The organism is Pseudoalteromonas sp. KS88 (genome assembly GCF_004766475.1).
GTDB lineage: Bacteria > Pseudomonadota > Gammaproteobacteria > Enterobacterales > Alteromonadaceae > Pseudoalteromonas.
The window spans coordinates 36,290-51,967 of record NZ_PYHV01000032.1; the positions used below are offsets into that span (position 1 = coordinate 36,290).

Annotated in this window: 13 protein-coding genes; 9 read left to right on the top strand and 4 right to left on the bottom strand. The window is 40.5% G+C overall.

The window, feature by feature from the left end; translation table 11 throughout:
• The first annotated feature begins 109 nt into the window (after positions 1–109).
• The 7 genes from C7Y70_RS18805 to ttcA all read left to right on the top strand — a co-directional run bounded on the left by C7Y70_RS18805 (position 110) and on the right by ttcA (position 6,603).
• Positions 110–601: a FixH family protein gene (locus C7Y70_RS18805; RefSeq protein WP_099294268.1), complete on the top strand. Its 492-nt coding sequence runs from the start codon at positions 110–112 to the stop codon at positions 599–601.
• Between the two features lie 10 nt (positions 602–611).
• On the top strand, positions 612–2,987 hold the full coding sequence (locus C7Y70_RS18810) for a heavy metal translocating P-type ATPase (protein WP_135476468.1): 2,376 nt from the start codon (positions 612–614) through the stop codon (positions 2,985–2,987).
• Positions 2,984–3,151 (top strand): cbb3-type cytochrome oxidase assembly protein CcoS, encoded by a 168-nt coding sequence (gene ccoS, locus C7Y70_RS18815; protein WP_058559001.1) that lies wholly within the window; start codon positions 2,984–2,986, stop codon positions 3,149–3,151. Before C7Y70_RS18810 ends, ccoS begins: the two co-directional genes overlap by 4 nt.
• Positions 3,144–3,815 carry a sulfite exporter TauE/SafE family protein gene (locus tag C7Y70_RS18820; protein ID WP_135476470.1) on the top strand — a complete coding sequence of 224 codons (672 nt, stop codon included), beginning with the start codon at positions 3,144–3,146 and terminating at the stop codon, positions 3,813–3,815. Before ccoS ends, C7Y70_RS18820 begins: the two co-directional genes overlap by 8 nt.
• Positions 3,816–3,849: 34 nt before the next feature.
• Positions 3,850–4,581, top strand: coding sequence for an FNR family transcription factor (locus tag C7Y70_RS18825; RefSeq protein ID WP_099294274.1), 732 nt, complete (start codon positions 3,850–3,852; stop codon positions 4,579–4,581).
• Between the two features lie 91 nt (positions 4,582–4,672).
• Positions 4,673–5,599, top strand: a complete 927-nt coding sequence (uspE, locus tag C7Y70_RS18830; RefSeq protein ID WP_099294276.1) for a universal stress protein UspE — start codon at positions 4,673–4,675, stop codon at positions 5,597–5,599.
• Positions 5,600–5,694: 95 nt separating this feature from the next.
• Positions 5,695–6,603: a tRNA 2-thiocytidine(32) synthetase TtcA gene (ttcA, locus tag C7Y70_RS18835; RefSeq protein ID WP_135476472.1), complete on the top strand. Its 909-nt coding sequence runs from the start codon at positions 5,695–5,697 to the stop codon at positions 6,601–6,603.
• Positions 6,604–6,669: 66 nt separating this feature from the next.
• Here the strand turns inward: ttcA and secF are convergent, their stop codons facing one another.
• From secF to C7Y70_RS18855, 4 genes are all read right to left on the bottom strand, one after another.
• Positions 6,670–7,587, bottom strand: a complete 918-nt coding sequence (secF, locus tag C7Y70_RS18840; protein WP_135476474.1) for a protein translocase subunit SecF — start codon at positions 7,585–7,587, stop codon at positions 6,670–6,672.
• Positions 7,584–9,419 carry a protein translocase subunit SecD gene (gene secD, locus C7Y70_RS18845; protein WP_135476476.1) on the bottom strand — a complete coding sequence of 612 codons (1,836 nt, stop codon included), beginning with the start codon at positions 9,417–9,419 and terminating at the stop codon, positions 7,584–7,586. The genes secF and secD overlap by 4 nt, the downstream gene beginning before the upstream one ends.
• Positions 9,420–9,512: 93 nt before the next feature.
• Positions 9,513–9,998: a hypothetical protein gene (locus C7Y70_RS18850; RefSeq protein WP_135476478.1), complete on the bottom strand. Its 486-nt coding sequence runs from the start codon at positions 9,996–9,998 to the stop codon at positions 9,513–9,515.
• A 331-nt stretch (positions 9,999–10,329) separates the two neighbouring features.
• On the bottom strand, positions 10,330–11,379 hold the full coding sequence (locus tag C7Y70_RS18855) for an NAD(P)-dependent alcohol dehydrogenase (protein WP_135476480.1): 1,050 nt from the start codon (positions 11,377–11,379) through the stop codon (positions 10,330–10,332).
• Positions 11,380–11,565: 186 nt separating this feature from the next.
• On the opposite strand from C7Y70_RS18855, the gene C7Y70_RS18860 reads away from it, so the two are divergent.
• Positions 11,566–13,356: an ABC transporter ATP-binding protein/permease gene (locus tag C7Y70_RS18860; RefSeq protein WP_210114679.1), complete on the top strand. Its 1,791-nt coding sequence runs from the start codon at positions 11,566–11,568 to the stop codon at positions 13,354–13,356.
• Between the two features lie 137 nt (positions 13,357–13,493).
• Complete coding sequence (locus C7Y70_RS18865; RefSeq protein WP_135476482.1) at positions 13,494–15,566, top strand: M13 family metallopeptidase; 2,073 nt, start codon at positions 13,494–13,496, stop codon at positions 15,564–15,566.
• Positions 15,567–15,678: the final 112 nt, after the last annotated feature.

Consider the following 15,678-nt stretch of genomic DNA (forward strand, 5'->3'; position numbering starts at 1 on the left):
TTCAATACATTAATTGAGATCAAAAAAGCCTCCATTCGGAGGCTTTTTTTTAGTCTTTTTAAAACAAATCCTATAAAATGTCCCCATCACAAACTAATGAAGTGTATTTATGAGCCCTACTCCTTGGTATAAAAATTTCTGGCCTTGGTTTTTAATTTTTTTCCCTCTTGTTGCCATTATTGGTTGTATATCGTTGTTTATCACTGCTATCGGAAATGGACCTGACATGGTTGTTGACGATTACTATAAAAAAGGGAAAGCAATTAATTTAGAGCTAAGCAAGTTTGACAAAGCTAAAGCGCTTTACTTACACGGTAATCTAACTGCTGAACATGACAAAATCAGCTTTAAGTTCACTAAAGGCGACACCAGTAATATTCACTCTTTAAAAGTCTCTTTTTACCACCGTACTATTGGAGAGCATGATTTTAATGTTCATTTAACACCTAATGCTAATGGTGAATTTACTGCGATAGTTGAGCCTTATAGTGAAGGGACTTATACCGTATTTATTGAACCAACAGATGCAAGTTGGAAGCTAAAAGAAAACATTACCTTGCCTAACCAGCAAAGTATCGCGATTAATCCTGAATATAAGTAGTTGTATCATCATGGCTAATAATTGCTTTCACTGTCTTGAAAGTGTTCCCTCTGGGTTTAGTGCGACCGTCGAGATTGACGGTAGCGCTCAGCCTATGTGTTGTATTGGATGTCAAACAGTTGCTGAAACAATTGTTGCGCAAGGTATGACTGATTATTATAAATTTAGGACAGTTCGAGCAGGGAAAGTTGAGCAACTAGTACCTGAACAGCTCGCATTTATTACCAGTTATGATAATCCAGATATTCAGGAAGAATTTATTTCGCAGAGCAATGACGTAAGCGAAGTTCTTTTAACCGTTGAAGGTATTACGTGCGCGGCCTGTGCGTGGCTAATTGAAAAGCAATTACTCAATATGCCTGCCGTGAAACGAGTTGATGTGAATACATCGACAAATCGCGCCATGATACAATGGCACAAAGATGCCCTACCACTGAGCGAAATCATCAAGTCCCTGCTTGAAATAGGCTACAAAGCCTACCCATTTCAAGCTGATCTCGAAGCAAGTCAAAAACAACTCGTGGCAAAAGCATATATTCGCCGTCTTGGTGTTGCTGGTTTAATGACGATGCAAGTAATGATGTTTGCATTTGCCATGTATTTCGGCATGTTTTCTGGGATGGAAGATGATTTTGAACAGTACTTTCGATGGATAAGCCTTGTATTAGCGTCTCCCGTGATTTTATACAGTGCATTGCCATTTTTAACAAATGCTATTAATGGGCTAAAAGCCAAACAGTTAAACATGGATCTACCTGTTTCTTTAGCCATTTTTGGTGCGTATGCCGCAAGTAGTTATGCCACAGTAATGGAAGTTGGCGAGGTGTACTTTGAATCCATTTGTATGTTTACATTTTTGCTGCTGTTAGGAAAATACTTAGAGTTTAGGGCGCGCCTTAAAGCGAGTGAGTTCACTGCTAATCTTCAAAAGCTTCTGCCGCTAACTGCCCGCACCCTTGATGAGCACGGGAAAGAACATATCATTGCAGCAAAAAAACTAAAATTAGATGACCGTGTCTTGGTTAAAGCCGGTGAAACAATTCCTGCTGATGGAATTGTGTGTGCAGGTACTACAACGGTAGACGAATCAATGATGACAGGTGAACACTTACCTGTTAATAAATATATTGAACACCAAGTATTCGCAGGCACCGTTAATCACGATGGCGTGATTGAAATACGCATTAATAAATTAGGCCAAAATACACTCTTAAACCAAATAATAAAACTACAGCATAGTGCACTGGCTACAAGGCCTAAACTAGTTGAAGTAACCGACAAAGTAGCGCAATGGTTCGTTGCCTGCTTGTTAGTTTTTGCTTCTTTAACTGCTATTGGGTGGTATCAAATCGACCCTGAACATGCTTTTTGGATCACCATTGCTGTACTTGTTGCTACCTGTCCGTGTGCATTAAGTCTAGCGATCCCTACCGCTTTAACGTGTGCTGTTGCCACACTCACACGTAAAGGTGTACTCATAAAACAATCCCATGTGCTTGAAACATTACCACAACTAACGCGTATTGCGTTTGATAAAACAGGCACGCTAACACAAGGGCGTTTTAGCTTCGAAAAAATCGACATTATTGATAGCCAATATCAAAAAGAGCACATTCTATCGCTTGCGGCACAATTAGAGAGCTACTCTGAACACCCTATTGCATCAGCTTTCAATGAATTTACTCCGGCCTTACGCCATTTAACTAATATTACGATTGTTCCCGGTGAAGGCATCACAGGTGAAGATGAGCAGCACCATTATGCCATCGGTAAAAGTGGTTGGTTCAACACACAAAAAAGCAATGCTCAAGCCACCTTTTATGTCGACCATCAACCAGTGGCCCATTTTTACTTAATTGACGAAATTAAGTCTAATGCAAAAGGTTTAATCGCTTCTTTGCATCAGCAAAACTTAACCTGTCATATGTTAACGGGTGATGCATCGAGTGCAGGAAAGAAAATAGCTGAGAAACTTAACCTAGATAGTTACAAGTCTGGCTGTCTACCACAAGACAAACAAAGTGAAGTAGAAAAATGGTCAGCCCAAGGTGATGTTGTAGCGATGGTGGGCGATGGTGTAAACGATAGCCCAGTGTTCAACAGCGCTCATTTATCTATTGCTATGGAAACAGGTGCTGATATTTCTAAAAACACGGCTGATGTGGTATTACTAAACAGCGACTTGTCTGCAATTTCACATTTGATGACTGTTTCTAAAAAAACACGTCGTATAATTAAACAGAATCTAGCGATTTCGTTAATCTATAACGGCTCTATTCTTCCACTAGCAGCATTGGGGCTCGTAGCTCCTTGGATGGCTGTGATAGGGATGTCTGCAAGTTCAATTATTGTGATCAGTAATTCATTGAGGTTATTAAAGCTATGAGCATAATTTATATTTTGATCCCGATTGCAATTTTGTTTGTCATTATCGCCATTGGCGTATTCTTTTGGGCAGTACGTGGAGAACAGTTCTCCGATTTAAACAAACAAGGCCATAGCATTTTGTTTGAAGACGATAAAGAGCAACATAATAAAAGCAATGATTGACCCTCTTTACATTAGCGCATTTATTATGGGGCTGATCGGCAGTGGCCACTGTATTGCAATGTGTGGAGGCATAGCAAGTTCATTACAATTGGCAACAGATAAGCGCCGCCCTATTTCTTATACTATTGCTTACAACTTGGGCCGTGCTAGCAGTTATATGCTCGCAGGTGCATTGGTGGCAGGCATAAGTAGTCACTTTGCCAGCCAAAACCACTTTTTTTCGCTCACTTTAGCCATTTTAAGTGGCGTATTTATGCTACTGGTTGGCCTCTATATTATGCGTTTGGGAGCCAGTTTACAGTGGCTTGAATCGCTTGGAAAAACATTGGTATGGCAACATTTAGTTAAACTGAATCGCTACCTTATGCCCGTTAATTCGCTGCCAAAAGCACTCGCCTATGGCGCTTTATGGGGATGGCTACCTTGTGGTTTAGTCTATTCAGCATTAACATGGGCCATGACAAGCCAAACTGCTTTAGAAGGCGCCTTTGTTATGTTATTTTTTGCATTTGGGACATTTCCTGCCATGTTGAGCATGGGAATGGGTGCCCAGTTTATACATAAAATACTTAACCACCCATGGGCCAGAATCGCTATGGGCAGCATTCTTATTTGGTACGGTATATACTTACTTATTATTGCAACTGATAAATTAGTGCATTAGTCTAACTAAAAAAGCACTGTAATGGATTTAACTGATGGATTTTTCTAACAAAGCAAAAAGCAATTGTACAATTAGCTGTAACGACTGCAGTATCAGCCAGTTATGCTTGCCTTTTACCCTCAACGGCCAAGAAATGGATAAGCTTGACGAAATCATTGAGCGCAAAAAACCTTTACATAAAGGTGATTTTTTATTTGAGTCAGGTGCGCCTTTAAATGCTATTTTTGCTGTTCGCTCAGGATCGTTTAAATCTTACACCTTGTCAGAGCAAGGAGATGAGCAAATAACAGGCTTTCACCTTGCCGGAGACCTAGTAGGTTTTGATGCAATCAATAAAATGCAACATCAGAGTTTTTCTCAAGCGCTTGAAACATCTATGGTATGTGAAATTCCTTTTGATACGTTAGATGAACTCTCTGGTAAGTTACCTAAACTGCGCCAGCAAATAATGCGTTTGATGAGTAATGAAATTAATTATGATCAGGAAATGCTGTTACTTTTAAATAAAAAATCAGCAGAAGAACGCTTAGCAAGTTTTATCTACAATTTATCTGAACGATTTGGTGAGCGTGGTTTTTCTCGTAAAGAGTTTAGATTTACCATGACACGAGGCGAAATAGGCAATTATTTAGGACTAACAGTAGAAACGATTAGTCGCTTATTGAGCCGATTCCAAAAAGCAGCTCTCATAAAAGTTGAAGGTAAGTTTATAACTATTCTTGATAATGATGGTTTACGCGATGCCGCTGCTATTTCCGCAAAATAAATCTTGATCTAAAACAAAACTTACTCAGCTGCTCCTTTAACTCCACAAATTATACGTTACACTGTATAAAAAGTAGTTAAAGGAGCAGCTCATGAATACTATCCAACAAATTCTTGCCGTTATTGACCCCACTGTTGATTCTCAACATAGCCTCTCGCGTTCAATCGATTTAGCAAAAAAATCGGGGGCAAGCATCACTGCTTTTATGAGCATTTATGATTTTTCATATGAAATGACCACAATGCTTTCAAGTGATGAACGTGAAGCAATGAGAAATGCAGTTGTAAAAGATCGCCAAGCTTGGCTCGATGATATCCTCGCGCAGTATCCTGAGGTTGACATAAAAAGCCAAGTCGTCTGGCACAATCGTACCTACGAAGCAATTATAGATGCCGTCATTGAGCAAAATTTTGACTTGGTTGTAAAAGGCACCCATCAGCACGACACGCTCAAATCCGTTATTTTCACACCAACTGACTGGCATTTAATTCGTAAGTGCCCAGCGCCCGTATTGCTAGTTAAAGAGCACGCATGGCCAGAGCGTGGAAACATTCTTGCTGCTGTGAACTCAGTCAGTGAAAACGAGCAACACCTCGCTCTAAATAATCGCATAATCAAAGATGCACAATTTCTATGTGAGCTTGCCAATGCAAAACTAAGTTTAGTAAATGCCTATCCAGCAACACCAGTAAATATAGCAATTGAAATACCAGAGTTTAATCCAAGTGTTTACAACGAATCGGTGAAAAAGCACCATGTTGAATCCACCCATGAACTTGCAAGCAAACACCAAATAGCACATCAAGATTGTGCAATTGAAGAAGGCTTACCCGAAGACGTCATTCCTGATGTAGCGGCACGTTTAAACAGTGAGCTAGTGGTTATTGGTACAGTGGGTCGAACTGGTTTAAGCGCAGCGTTAGTAGGAAACACCGCAGAGCATGTTATTGATAGCCTAAACTGTGATGTGCTCGCACTCAAACCCGATGGTTATGTCAGCCCATTAGTAAAAAATTAATTAGTGTTGCTTTGTAAATTTTGCTATAGCTCCCCTTGAGCATATAACATATAATACGCCCCTTATTTTTACGCATAGTATCTCAAGGGGCCGTAATGTCGCATTCTGTTCAAGCCAAAGCTCAATTTAACTTCAATAAGTTACAAAAGCGCTTACGTCGCCAAACTGGTCAAGCAGTGATGGACTTCAATATGATTGAAGAAGGTGATCGCATCATGGTCTGCTTATCCGGGGGCAAAGACAGCTATACCCTTCTAGAAATGCTAAAACATTTACAGCGTGTTGCGCCTATCAAGTTTGACCTTTTTGTTGTCAACCTAGATCAAAAACAACCTGGATTCCCAGAACATGTATTGCCTGAGTACCTAGATACACAAGACGTAGAATACAAGATTGTTGAAGAAGATACCTACAGTATCGTTACTGATATCATTCCAGAAGGTAAAACAACCTGCTCTCTTTGTTCACGATTGCGTCGGGGCATTTTATATCGCACAGCAAACGAGCTTGGGGCAACTAAAATTGCGCTTGGGCACCACCGCGATGATATGATAGAAACCCTGTTCTTAAACATGTTTTACGGTGGTAAACTCAAAAGCATGCCAGCCAAACTGATGAGTGATAATGGCGAACACATGGTTATTCGTCCATTGGCATACTGTAAAGAAGCAGATATTGAACAATACGCTATTCATCAAGCTTACCCTATCATTCCATGTAATTTGTGTGGCTCGCAAGAGAACCTTCAACGTAAGCACACTAAAGCAATGCTTGCAAAGTGGAATGAAGAACACCCAGGGCGCATTGAAAGTATCTTTACAGCCATGCAAAACGTGGTGCCTTCTCACTTGGCTGATAATGAGTTTTTTGATTTTAAGCAGTTAAAAACGGGGGAAGTCATTGATGGCGGTGATATCGCACTTGATAAACCCGATATACCAAAGCAACCAGCAACTGCTGCTGAACAAGAGACTGCTGACGTTGTTACCATCAACTTAAGTTAGTTTAAGTTGAAAGTTTAAATAATGCCGCTTTTCTAGCGGCATTTTGTTTAGCTTAAACGTGATGTTTTATGGCATATCCATTAGTGCTTGGCTTTTTTCATCTAACTTTATTTTATAGTTTTCTGCACTTAGCCCCAACAACTGCGGTAATGTAACCGCAATACAGATTGACGATAAAGTACCGAAAACAATTCCTGCAAATAATGCGATTGAAAACCCCTGCAAAGGCGCACCGGCAAAAAGCCAAACACTACCTACAGTGGCCAAAGTCGTGCCTGAGGTAATTAAAGTACGCGTTAACGTGCTGCTAATGGCATTATTAATAACATTATTTACTGTTAGCTGCACCGCGTTCTCGTGCCGTAATAGTTCACGCACTCTATCACCAACTATTATCGAGTCATTAAGGGAATAGCCAATAATAGCGAGCAAGCTTGCCAATACTGTTAGATTAAATTCCAGCTGCAGCCATGAAAATATTCCCAGCACAATTATTATATCGTGAAATAGAGCACCTACCGCGCCAATTGCCAAGCGCCACTCAAAACGAACAGCGAGATAAAGCATCACCGCTACCATCGCTGTAAATAAGGCTAAAACGCCCTGTTCAAGTAACTCATCACCTACTTGGCTACCTAAATAAGATGACGAAATAACCTCAAGACCTAACGTGGGATCTTGCTTAAGTACTTGTAACCACACTGATTGCTCGTCACTTTCTTTTATTTGGAAGTGTTGCGCAGATTGTGCCGTTAACACATAGTTTTTTGTTCCTGTTACTGCTATTTTTTGCTGCATCTGCTTATCACTCACTGCAACTGTGGTCGTAAACTCAGTTAAATACCCACCAGTAAAGTCAAAGCCAATATTAAGCCCCTTATTCACCACACTAAAACCTGATAACAAAACAAATAAGACTGAAATTATTAGCCCAACATAACGGATATGTGTCCCATTTTTTAACAAATAATCACGAAAAATCATACATTGGCTCCTTGTTTGTTAGCCAGTTTCAAATAGAGCGTTTGGCTTAAAGCTTTTGCCACAAATACACCAGTAAACACACTGGTAATAAGACCTAACGCCAATGTGATCGCAAAACCTTTAATAGGCCCATACCCTATGCTGTACAAAATAATGGCTGTTATCATGGTTGTTATGTTGGCATCAAAAATAGTGCTAAATGCTTGATTATAACCCTGCTCGATTGCCTGATAAGGTGCCCGCCCCTTCAGCCGCTCCTCTTTTATTCGCTCAAAAATAATCACATTTGTATCAACAGCCATACCAATGGTTAAGACAAGCCCAGCAATACCAGGAAGAGTCAGGACAACACCGGGTAATAACGACATTAAACCCACCAATGCTGTCAAGTTTAGTAATAAAGCAATATTGGCAATGATGCCTAATTGTCGGTACCACAACGCCATAAACAGCAGTGTCACGCCCATACCTAGCATTAAAGCAGCTAAGCCATTATATATGTTATCAGCCCCTAAACTTGGGCCTATCGTTTGCTCTTGAACAATAGTGACCGGTGCAGTCAACGAGCCAGCACGTAGTAATAGCGCTAAATCTTGCGCCGCTTGAGCGCTTTGCATATTGGTAATACTAAAGCGACTACTCAAATGTCCAAGGATATTTGCTACATTTATTACTTCACTTTTTTTAACCGTTTCACCTTGTTCATTTATATAGTATTCAGAATATACCGTTGCCATAGGCTTCCCAATGTTACGTTTAGAAAACGCAGACATTGCTTCGCCACCTTGGCTATCTAGGCTTAATTGAACAAGGGGTTTACCCCACTCATCACGTCCAGATTGAGCATTATTGATGTGCTCACCTGAAAATATAGCCACTGGATCTAAGTTAATTTTGCCACCATCTTGCAAATTAAATGTTTTACCTCCCACTTCTTTGATCTGGTAAAACTCTAGTGACGCTGTGGCGCCAATAATCCGTTTTGCCTCGCTAGGATCTTGCACTCCAGGTAGCTCAATACGGATCCGTTGCTTTCCTTGGCGCTGCGTAACTGCCTCAGTGATACCCAACTCCTCAATTCTGCCTCGTAGCGTGGTCAATGTTTGACTCATTACACCCTGTGCAAATTCATTTGAGCCTTGCTCACTAAAGCTAAACGATACCGATATAAAACGACCTTGATTGTGGCTAACAGCTTGTAAATATTCAAAATGGCTAAGTACTTCTTTTTCTATTGCTAACGCATTCGCTTTATCTTGAGAGTGAAGCTCAAAACCTACGCTGCTCTTTTGTACTCGCATACCTCGCGCTTTATTCTCACGGATCAGCTTTTTCGTTTGTTCAAATGCATTATCAATCTGCTCTTGTTCAGCTTTGCCAAGGTCAACATCTAACACAAACAGTACGCCACCATTGAGATCTAACCCCAACTTTATTGGTGCGAGTCCTAAACTTTGTAACCACTGTGGGCTGGTTTGGTGACTAACAATTTTACTGCTTAGATGAGTAAATTGATGTTTAAGTAATTGTTGTGCATTGGCACTCTTAGCGGGGCTATCAAGTAAAAGCTCAAGTTCAAAGCCATCACTTGTCGTTTGCTCAATTGCTTGAGCAACCTCAAACTTATGTTGGTTGAGGTATTCAATAAGGCTTTTTGTTGTAATTGGGTGCGCTATCGTTTGATTATTTATCACCTGAATATGCAACCAAGAAGTTGTAGGGTATAAATTGGGAGCAGCACTCACTGCAAGTAAGAGCAAAGCGATACACATTGCCATATAACTGAGTTTGAAACGCTGCAAAAGCGATTTTTTTACTGGTTTTTTTAACATAATTGTTTCCTTTAGCCAGCGAAGTACGCTGGCTTCATGCCATATAGGCACATTAATTTTTAGTTTTCGAAATGGAATAAATTAATGGAAAAATTAACTATGGTAGGTAGTGACTGCTCGGTAGAGGAGGTTTGCGTCTTTCCAACCACTTAAACGATTTTTCTTACCGTCATAAGCGGTATACCACGGGCGGGTAATGGGTGGCGCTAAAGGCTTTAAATAGAGTTCACGAGCCAAGCTTGGTGTAAAAAACTCAAATATAGGGGTGTAGTTAGGCTCGACTTGGACCTGATGTAAAAATAAAGATGAGTTACTTAAAGCTAAACGAAATTGTACAGACTCAAAATCCGATTGCTTCGGTTGTTCATCAATATGTTTATCATATTTTAAGGGGGCAGTTGTTAAAGCAGATAAATTAACACTTCGCGCTTTATCTATAAATTGGCTGTGCTCTAATTTAATACTCAAAAGAGAGGCAATTGAATCCGTTTTGTTTACGCTCACGCCACTTGCAACCTGCGCACTTAACAGTGCAACAACAAGCAGTAATGTATTTAAAATAAAGCGTAAGTGAGTCATATTGCTTTCTATTAATCAGAGTATAGGCATATATGGAGGTTAATTTTATATTTTCAATACTTTGATGAATATTGAATTATACCCAAGCCATCTCAAGATGCAGAACTCAGCATTTCACAGGGGCTCAATGTAAAGGGGGTGATTTAAAGTGACTTATACTGCGTTATTGATTTTAACAATAGAACCACTATTTTTTGCAATCAATGCCTTACCTAAATCACTTTTAATTCCAACTGAAACTCGTATCTTGGGGTGGTTTGGGTATATAACCGCAGTATTAACTGCGGCTAAAGTTAAAATAATGGATCATACTTAGTGATTTAGAATAGCGTTAAGCCACTTCCAGAGATGACATATCAATCACAAAGCGATGAGATAAATCACCTTCCTTCAAACGTTCAAAGGCGTTATTAATCTCATCCATTTTAATCATTTCAACTTTTGGTAAAATATTATGTAGAGCACAAAAATCAAGGATTTCCTGCGTTTGGGCAATTCCTCCGATTAATGAACCCGCCACGCGACGACGACCTAATAATAACGGCACAGAATTAGACTCAGCCATTTCACCAACCTGACCTACCAATACCTGAGTTCCATCAATGTCTAATAAAGGAAGGTAAGGTGTAAAGTCGTGTTTTACTGGAATCGTATTGATGATTACATCAAATTGATTGTTATACGCTTGCATTGCTTTTTCATCTTTAGAAACAAGCAGGTCTTTAGCGCCATACTCGAGTGCTTGGTCTTTTTTATCGGCTGATCGGCTTATCGCCGTAACGTGTGCCCCCATTGCGGCTGCAATTTTAATCGCCATATGGCCTAAACCACCCAGACCAATCACCCCGACTCTGCTACCTGGGCCGACATTAAACGTACGAAGTGGAGAATAGGTTGTAATGCCTGCACATAAAATTGGCGCACATGCTGCCTTATCTAATGACTCAGGTACACTTAAAACAAACTCTTCACGCACCACGATATGCTTTGCATAGCCGCCTTTTGTTTCTTCGCCAGTGACTCGATCTTTTCCTGAGTAGGTACCAACCATGCCTTCACGACAAAACTGTTCCTCTCCTTTGTGGCATTGATCGCATTCTAAGCAACTATCCACCATACAGCCAACAGCTACAGTGTCCCCAACTTTATATTGACTCACTGTGTCACCAATTTCAGTGACACGCCCAACAATTTCATGCCCGGGTAATATTGGATAGCGCGTGCCACCCCAATCATTATTCACTGTATGAAGATCCGAATGGCAAACACCGCAATAAAGAATCTCAATTGCTACATCTTCATCACGTAACTCACGTCTTTCAAAGTGATAAGGTTTTAGTGGTGTGTTGGCTTCATGTGCCGCATATCCAATAGTTTTCATGTGCTGTCCTTTCTTTGTATAAACTAAGTTTTACTCTATAGACCAAAGCGTTACGTTAAATTGTAGTATAATGCCCTGGCTGTGAATTAATAAGCATGGTCATAACCATTTAAGTATATACTCTAGGCTACACCAAAAAGTTTAATACACCCTTAATATCTTAATTAAAGTCAAAGCAGGAATAGTATGCGCGGTGCCAGTAGACAAGAAACAATAAAACATCACGATGCCATGAATTTAAGTCAAAGTATTAAAACCTTGTGGCCCTACCTTATGGCATTCAAGGGCCGTGTTGTATTGGCGCTTTTAGCCCTTATCGCAGCCAAAGGCGCTACTTTGCTAATGCCTTGGGCACTCAAAGAAATCATTGATGCGGTTGACGGAAACTTACAAACCCTACTCATAGTCCCTGTTGCATTATTATTATTGTATGGAGGACTGCGTTTTGCTGGCGTCTTTTTTGGCGAAGTTCGTGATGCACTATTTGGCCGAGTAACCGAGCATGCAATGCGCCATATTGGCTTAAAGGTATTTAAGCATCTACACGCGCTGGAGCTAAGCTTTCATTTAGATAGACAAACCGGTGGCATCAGTCGTGATATTGAGCGCGGCACACGCGGACTCAGCTTTTTGATGCGGTTTTTAATGTTTAATATTGTGCCAACCCTTTTTGAAATAGTGATTGTTGCAGTCATATTCGCCACCGTTTTTTCACCTTGGTTTGCACTTGTTACCCTCATTGCCGTCATAAGTTACATTGCATTCACCGTCATTGTTACTCAATGGCGCAACCGTTTTATTCGTGAAGCGAATCAGGCCGATAACAACAGTAATAGCCGTGCAATTGATAGTTTATTAAATTATGAAACCGTTAAATATTTTAACAATGAAGAATATGAAGCTAAAAGTTACGATACGTTTTTAGCGAGCTGGGAACAAGCGAGGCTGAAAAATCGATTATCTCTGCTTGCTTTAAACTCAGGTCAAGCATTGATCATTGCGGCCGCCATTACAGCCCTTATGTGGCTTGGTGCCGCAGATGTTGTAACAGGTGAGCTTACTATTGGTGAGCTGGTTATGATTAATGCATACATGATTCAGCTATTCTTACCGCTTAACTTTTTGGGCTTTGTGTATCGCGAGATTCGCCGCGCTTTGACAGATCTTGAAAATATGCTCGGATTACTCACACGCAAAGCAAAAATAGAAGACGTAGCCGACGCAAAACCATTAAATTTAATAAAGGGTGATATCTCATTTGAGAATGTTTCTTTTGGCTATGACAAAAATCGCAGCATCATTAATAACTTAAGCTTTAACATTTCAGCAAATAGTAAAGTCGCGGTTGTTGGCTCTAGTGGTGCCGGTAAAAGCACCCTCGCACGCTTACTTTATCGTTTTTATGATATACAAAGTGGCAGTATTAAAATTGATGACCAACCCATAAACAACATAACCTTAGAAAGTTTACGCCAAGCTATTGCCATCGTACCGCAAGACACTGTTCTTTTTAATTCGAGTATTCGTGAAAATATAGCGTATGGACGCCCAACAGCCACTGATGACGAAATTGATACCGCGATCAGGCTTGCACACCTAGAGGGTTTTATTAAAAGCCTTGATAAAGGTGACCAAACACTTGTTGGGGAGCGAGGGTTAAAAGTTTCAGGTGGTGAAAAACAGCGTATAGCAATCGCACGGGCAATCTTAAAGCAATCACCAATTTTAATTTTTGACGAAGCGACCTCGGCTCTAGACTCTCATTCAGAGCAAGCAATACTTAATGCAATGCGAGAAGTGGCAAGTAATCACACCAGTTTAGTCATTGCTCACAGGTTATCGACTATTACAGATGCTGACAAAATTATTGTGCTTAAAGATGGCCAATTAGTAGAACAAGGTACTCACCAAACATTGTTGAATTTAGGGGGCGAATATTCACGCATGTGGCAATTACAACAAACAGAGTCCACATAAACGTAAATTGATGTTAACCTAATTCTATCGAGCGATTAGGTTATTCACCTCAAAATGTTTGTTTAGCTCAACGTTCTCTATAACAATTAAAGATAGAACAGATAAATACCGATAAAAATAATATTCAAGGCAATAAAATGAAAAAAACGCTTATCGCAGCAACACTCGCTGCCACATTTTTAACTGGTTGTTCAAAGCCTGAGCAAACCGAAACACAAGATACAACAACTGAATCAGTAGCAAGTACACAAAAAGCAGAATTAGGTTCATTTGGTGTTGATTTATCCGCACGTAATGAAGCCGTTAAACCTGGCGATGACTTTTTTATGTATGCCAGTGGTACATGGTATGACAACTATGAAATGCCAGCAGATAAAACTCGCTATGGCGCATTTTCAGGTTTGGCTGAGCGTAGTGAAGAGCGTGTTAAAGCTATTATTGAAGAAATTGCTGCACGTGATGATTTAAACGCAGAAGAGCAGCTAATTGCCGATTTTTACAACGCCTACATGGATACCGAAACGCTTAATAAACTAGGCCTAGCCCCTATTAAGCCTTTACTCAATGATATTAGCGCAGTGTCATCAACTGACGATTTAACTAAACTGTTTGGTCAGTCATGGTTATCTGGTGTCAATTCACCGATTGGCGGTGGCATGTGGTTCAACCGTCTTGACCCTAATAAATATGAAATGTCTTTAGGCGCTGGCGGTCTAGGTTTACCGGATCGTTCTTATTACCTTGAAGATTCAGAGCGATTTGAAAAAACACGCGCTGCGTATGTAGCACATATCAGTGAAATGCTAACACTAGCAGGCGTTGACAACAGCACACAACGCGCAGAAGCAATCCTCGCACTTGAGACAAAAATTGCACAAGGTCATTGGCCACGTGAAAAACGTCGAAATCGCGACCTTACATTAAATCAAATCAAGCGCGAAGACCTAAACTCTGCCTACCCAGACTTTAACTGGGATTTGTACTTTGCACAAACAGGATACAAAGTACCACAACTTAATGTGTCACAGCCTGAGCCGATTAAAGCCATGATTGAATTAATCAATCAAGAAGACCTAGCGGTATGGAAAGACTATTTAACGTATCACGCTCTAAGTGGTAACGCGTCATTATTATCTGAGGAAGTATTCAATACTAACTTTGCCTTTTACGGTAAAGAACTCAGTGGTCAACAAGAGCCTCGTCCACGTTGGAAGCGCGCTATTAGCCAAATGTCGAGCACTAACTCGTTAGGGTTTGCAATTGGTAAAGTATACGTTGCACGCTACTTCCCAGAGTCGTCTAAACAGCAAATGTCTGAATTAGTCGAAAACCTGCGTACAGCACTTGGCGAGCGTATTGATAATTTAGATTGGATGGGCGAAGAAACTAAAGTAAATGCACATGCTAAGCTAGCCGCATTCGTACCAAAAATTGGTTACCCTGATGTATGGCAATCATTTGATGGTTTAACAATCAGTAAAACTGACTTAATGGGTAATATTAAAAATACCCGTGAATTTTTCAGAGCTGACAGTGTAGCAAAAGAACTTGAAAAAACTGACCGTAACCGCTGGGGCATGACGCCACAACGTGTTAACGCATACTACAACAGCTCATTTAACGAAATTGTATTTCCAGCCGCGATTTTACAACCACCATTTTTTGATCCAAATGCAGATCCTGCTGTTAACTACGGCGGTATTGGCGCGGTAATTGGTCACGAAATGGGTCATGGCTTTGATGACCAAGGCTCAAAATCTGATGCAAACGGTGTACAACGTAATTGGTGGACCGATGCCGATCGTGCAGCGTTTGATGCTAAAGCCGACCAACTTGCAGCGCAATATAGTAAATACGAACCAATCCCTGGTAACTTTGTTAATGGCCGTAATAGCCTAGGTGAAAACATTGGTGACGTAGGTGGACTGGCTATGGCTTATCATGCATACAAATTAAGCTTAAATGGTAAAGAAGCCCCCGTTATTGATGGTGTAACTGGCGATCAACGCTTCTTCCTAGCATGGGCACAAGTATGGAAAGAAAAACGTACTGAACAAAGCATGCTTAACCAGCTTCGCGGCGGTACACATGCTCCAGGTCGCTTTAGAGCGCAAGCACCACGTAACCACGACGCATGGTACAAAGCGTTTGATGTAAAACCAGGTGATGAGCTTTATTTACCTGAAGAAGAACGTGTTCGTATTTGGTAAGCAATATACCTAAATATAAGACTGATAACCCGCAATTGCGGGTTATTTTTTGCTTACATATTACTGCATTCAACCCTATGATTATTAAAGCCCCCAATTCAATCAACGAATA

Coding starts and splice junctions, on each gene's coding strand:
- C7Y70_RS18805 (WP_099294268.1), top strand. CDS start 110: ATGAGCCCTACTCCTTGGTATAAAAATTTCTGGCCTTGGTTTTTAATT.
- uspE (WP_099294276.1), top strand. CDS start 4,673: ATGAATACTATCCAACAAATTCTTGCCGTTATTGACCCCACTGTTGAT.
- ccoS (WP_058559001.1), top strand. CDS start 2,984: ATGAGCATAATTTATATTTTGATCCCGATTGCAATTTTGTTTGTCATT.
- C7Y70_RS18825 (WP_099294274.1), top strand. CDS start 3,850: ATGGATTTTTCTAACAAAGCAAAAAGCAATTGTACAATTAGCTGTAAC.
- secD (WP_135476476.1), bottom strand. CDS start 9,419: ATGTTAAAAAAACCAGTAAAAAAATCGCTTTTGCAGCGTTTCAAACTC.
- C7Y70_RS18850 (WP_135476478.1), bottom strand. CDS start 9,998: ATGACTCACTTACGCTTTATTTTAAATACATTACTGCTTGTTGTTGCA.
- ttcA (WP_135476472.1), top strand. CDS start 5,695: ATGTCGCATTCTGTTCAAGCCAAAGCTCAATTTAACTTCAATAAGTTA.
- C7Y70_RS18855 (WP_135476480.1), bottom strand. CDS start 11,379: ATGAAAACTATTGGATATGCGGCACATGAAGCCAACACACCACTAAAA.
- C7Y70_RS18865 (WP_135476482.1), top strand. CDS start 13,494: ATGAAAAAAACGCTTATCGCAGCAACACTCGCTGCCACATTTTTAACT.
- secF (WP_135476474.1), bottom strand. CDS start 7,587: ATGATTTTTCGTGATTATTTGTTAAAAAATGGGACACATATCCGTTAT.
- C7Y70_RS18810 (WP_135476468.1), top strand. CDS start 612: ATGGCTAATAATTGCTTTCACTGTCTTGAAAGTGTTCCCTCTGGGTTT.
- C7Y70_RS18820 (WP_135476470.1), top strand. CDS start 3,144: ATGATTGACCCTCTTTACATTAGCGCATTTATTATGGGGCTGATCGGC.
- C7Y70_RS18860 (WP_210114679.1), top strand. CDS start 11,566: ATGCGCGGTGCCAGTAGACAAGAAACAATAAAACATCACGATGCCATG.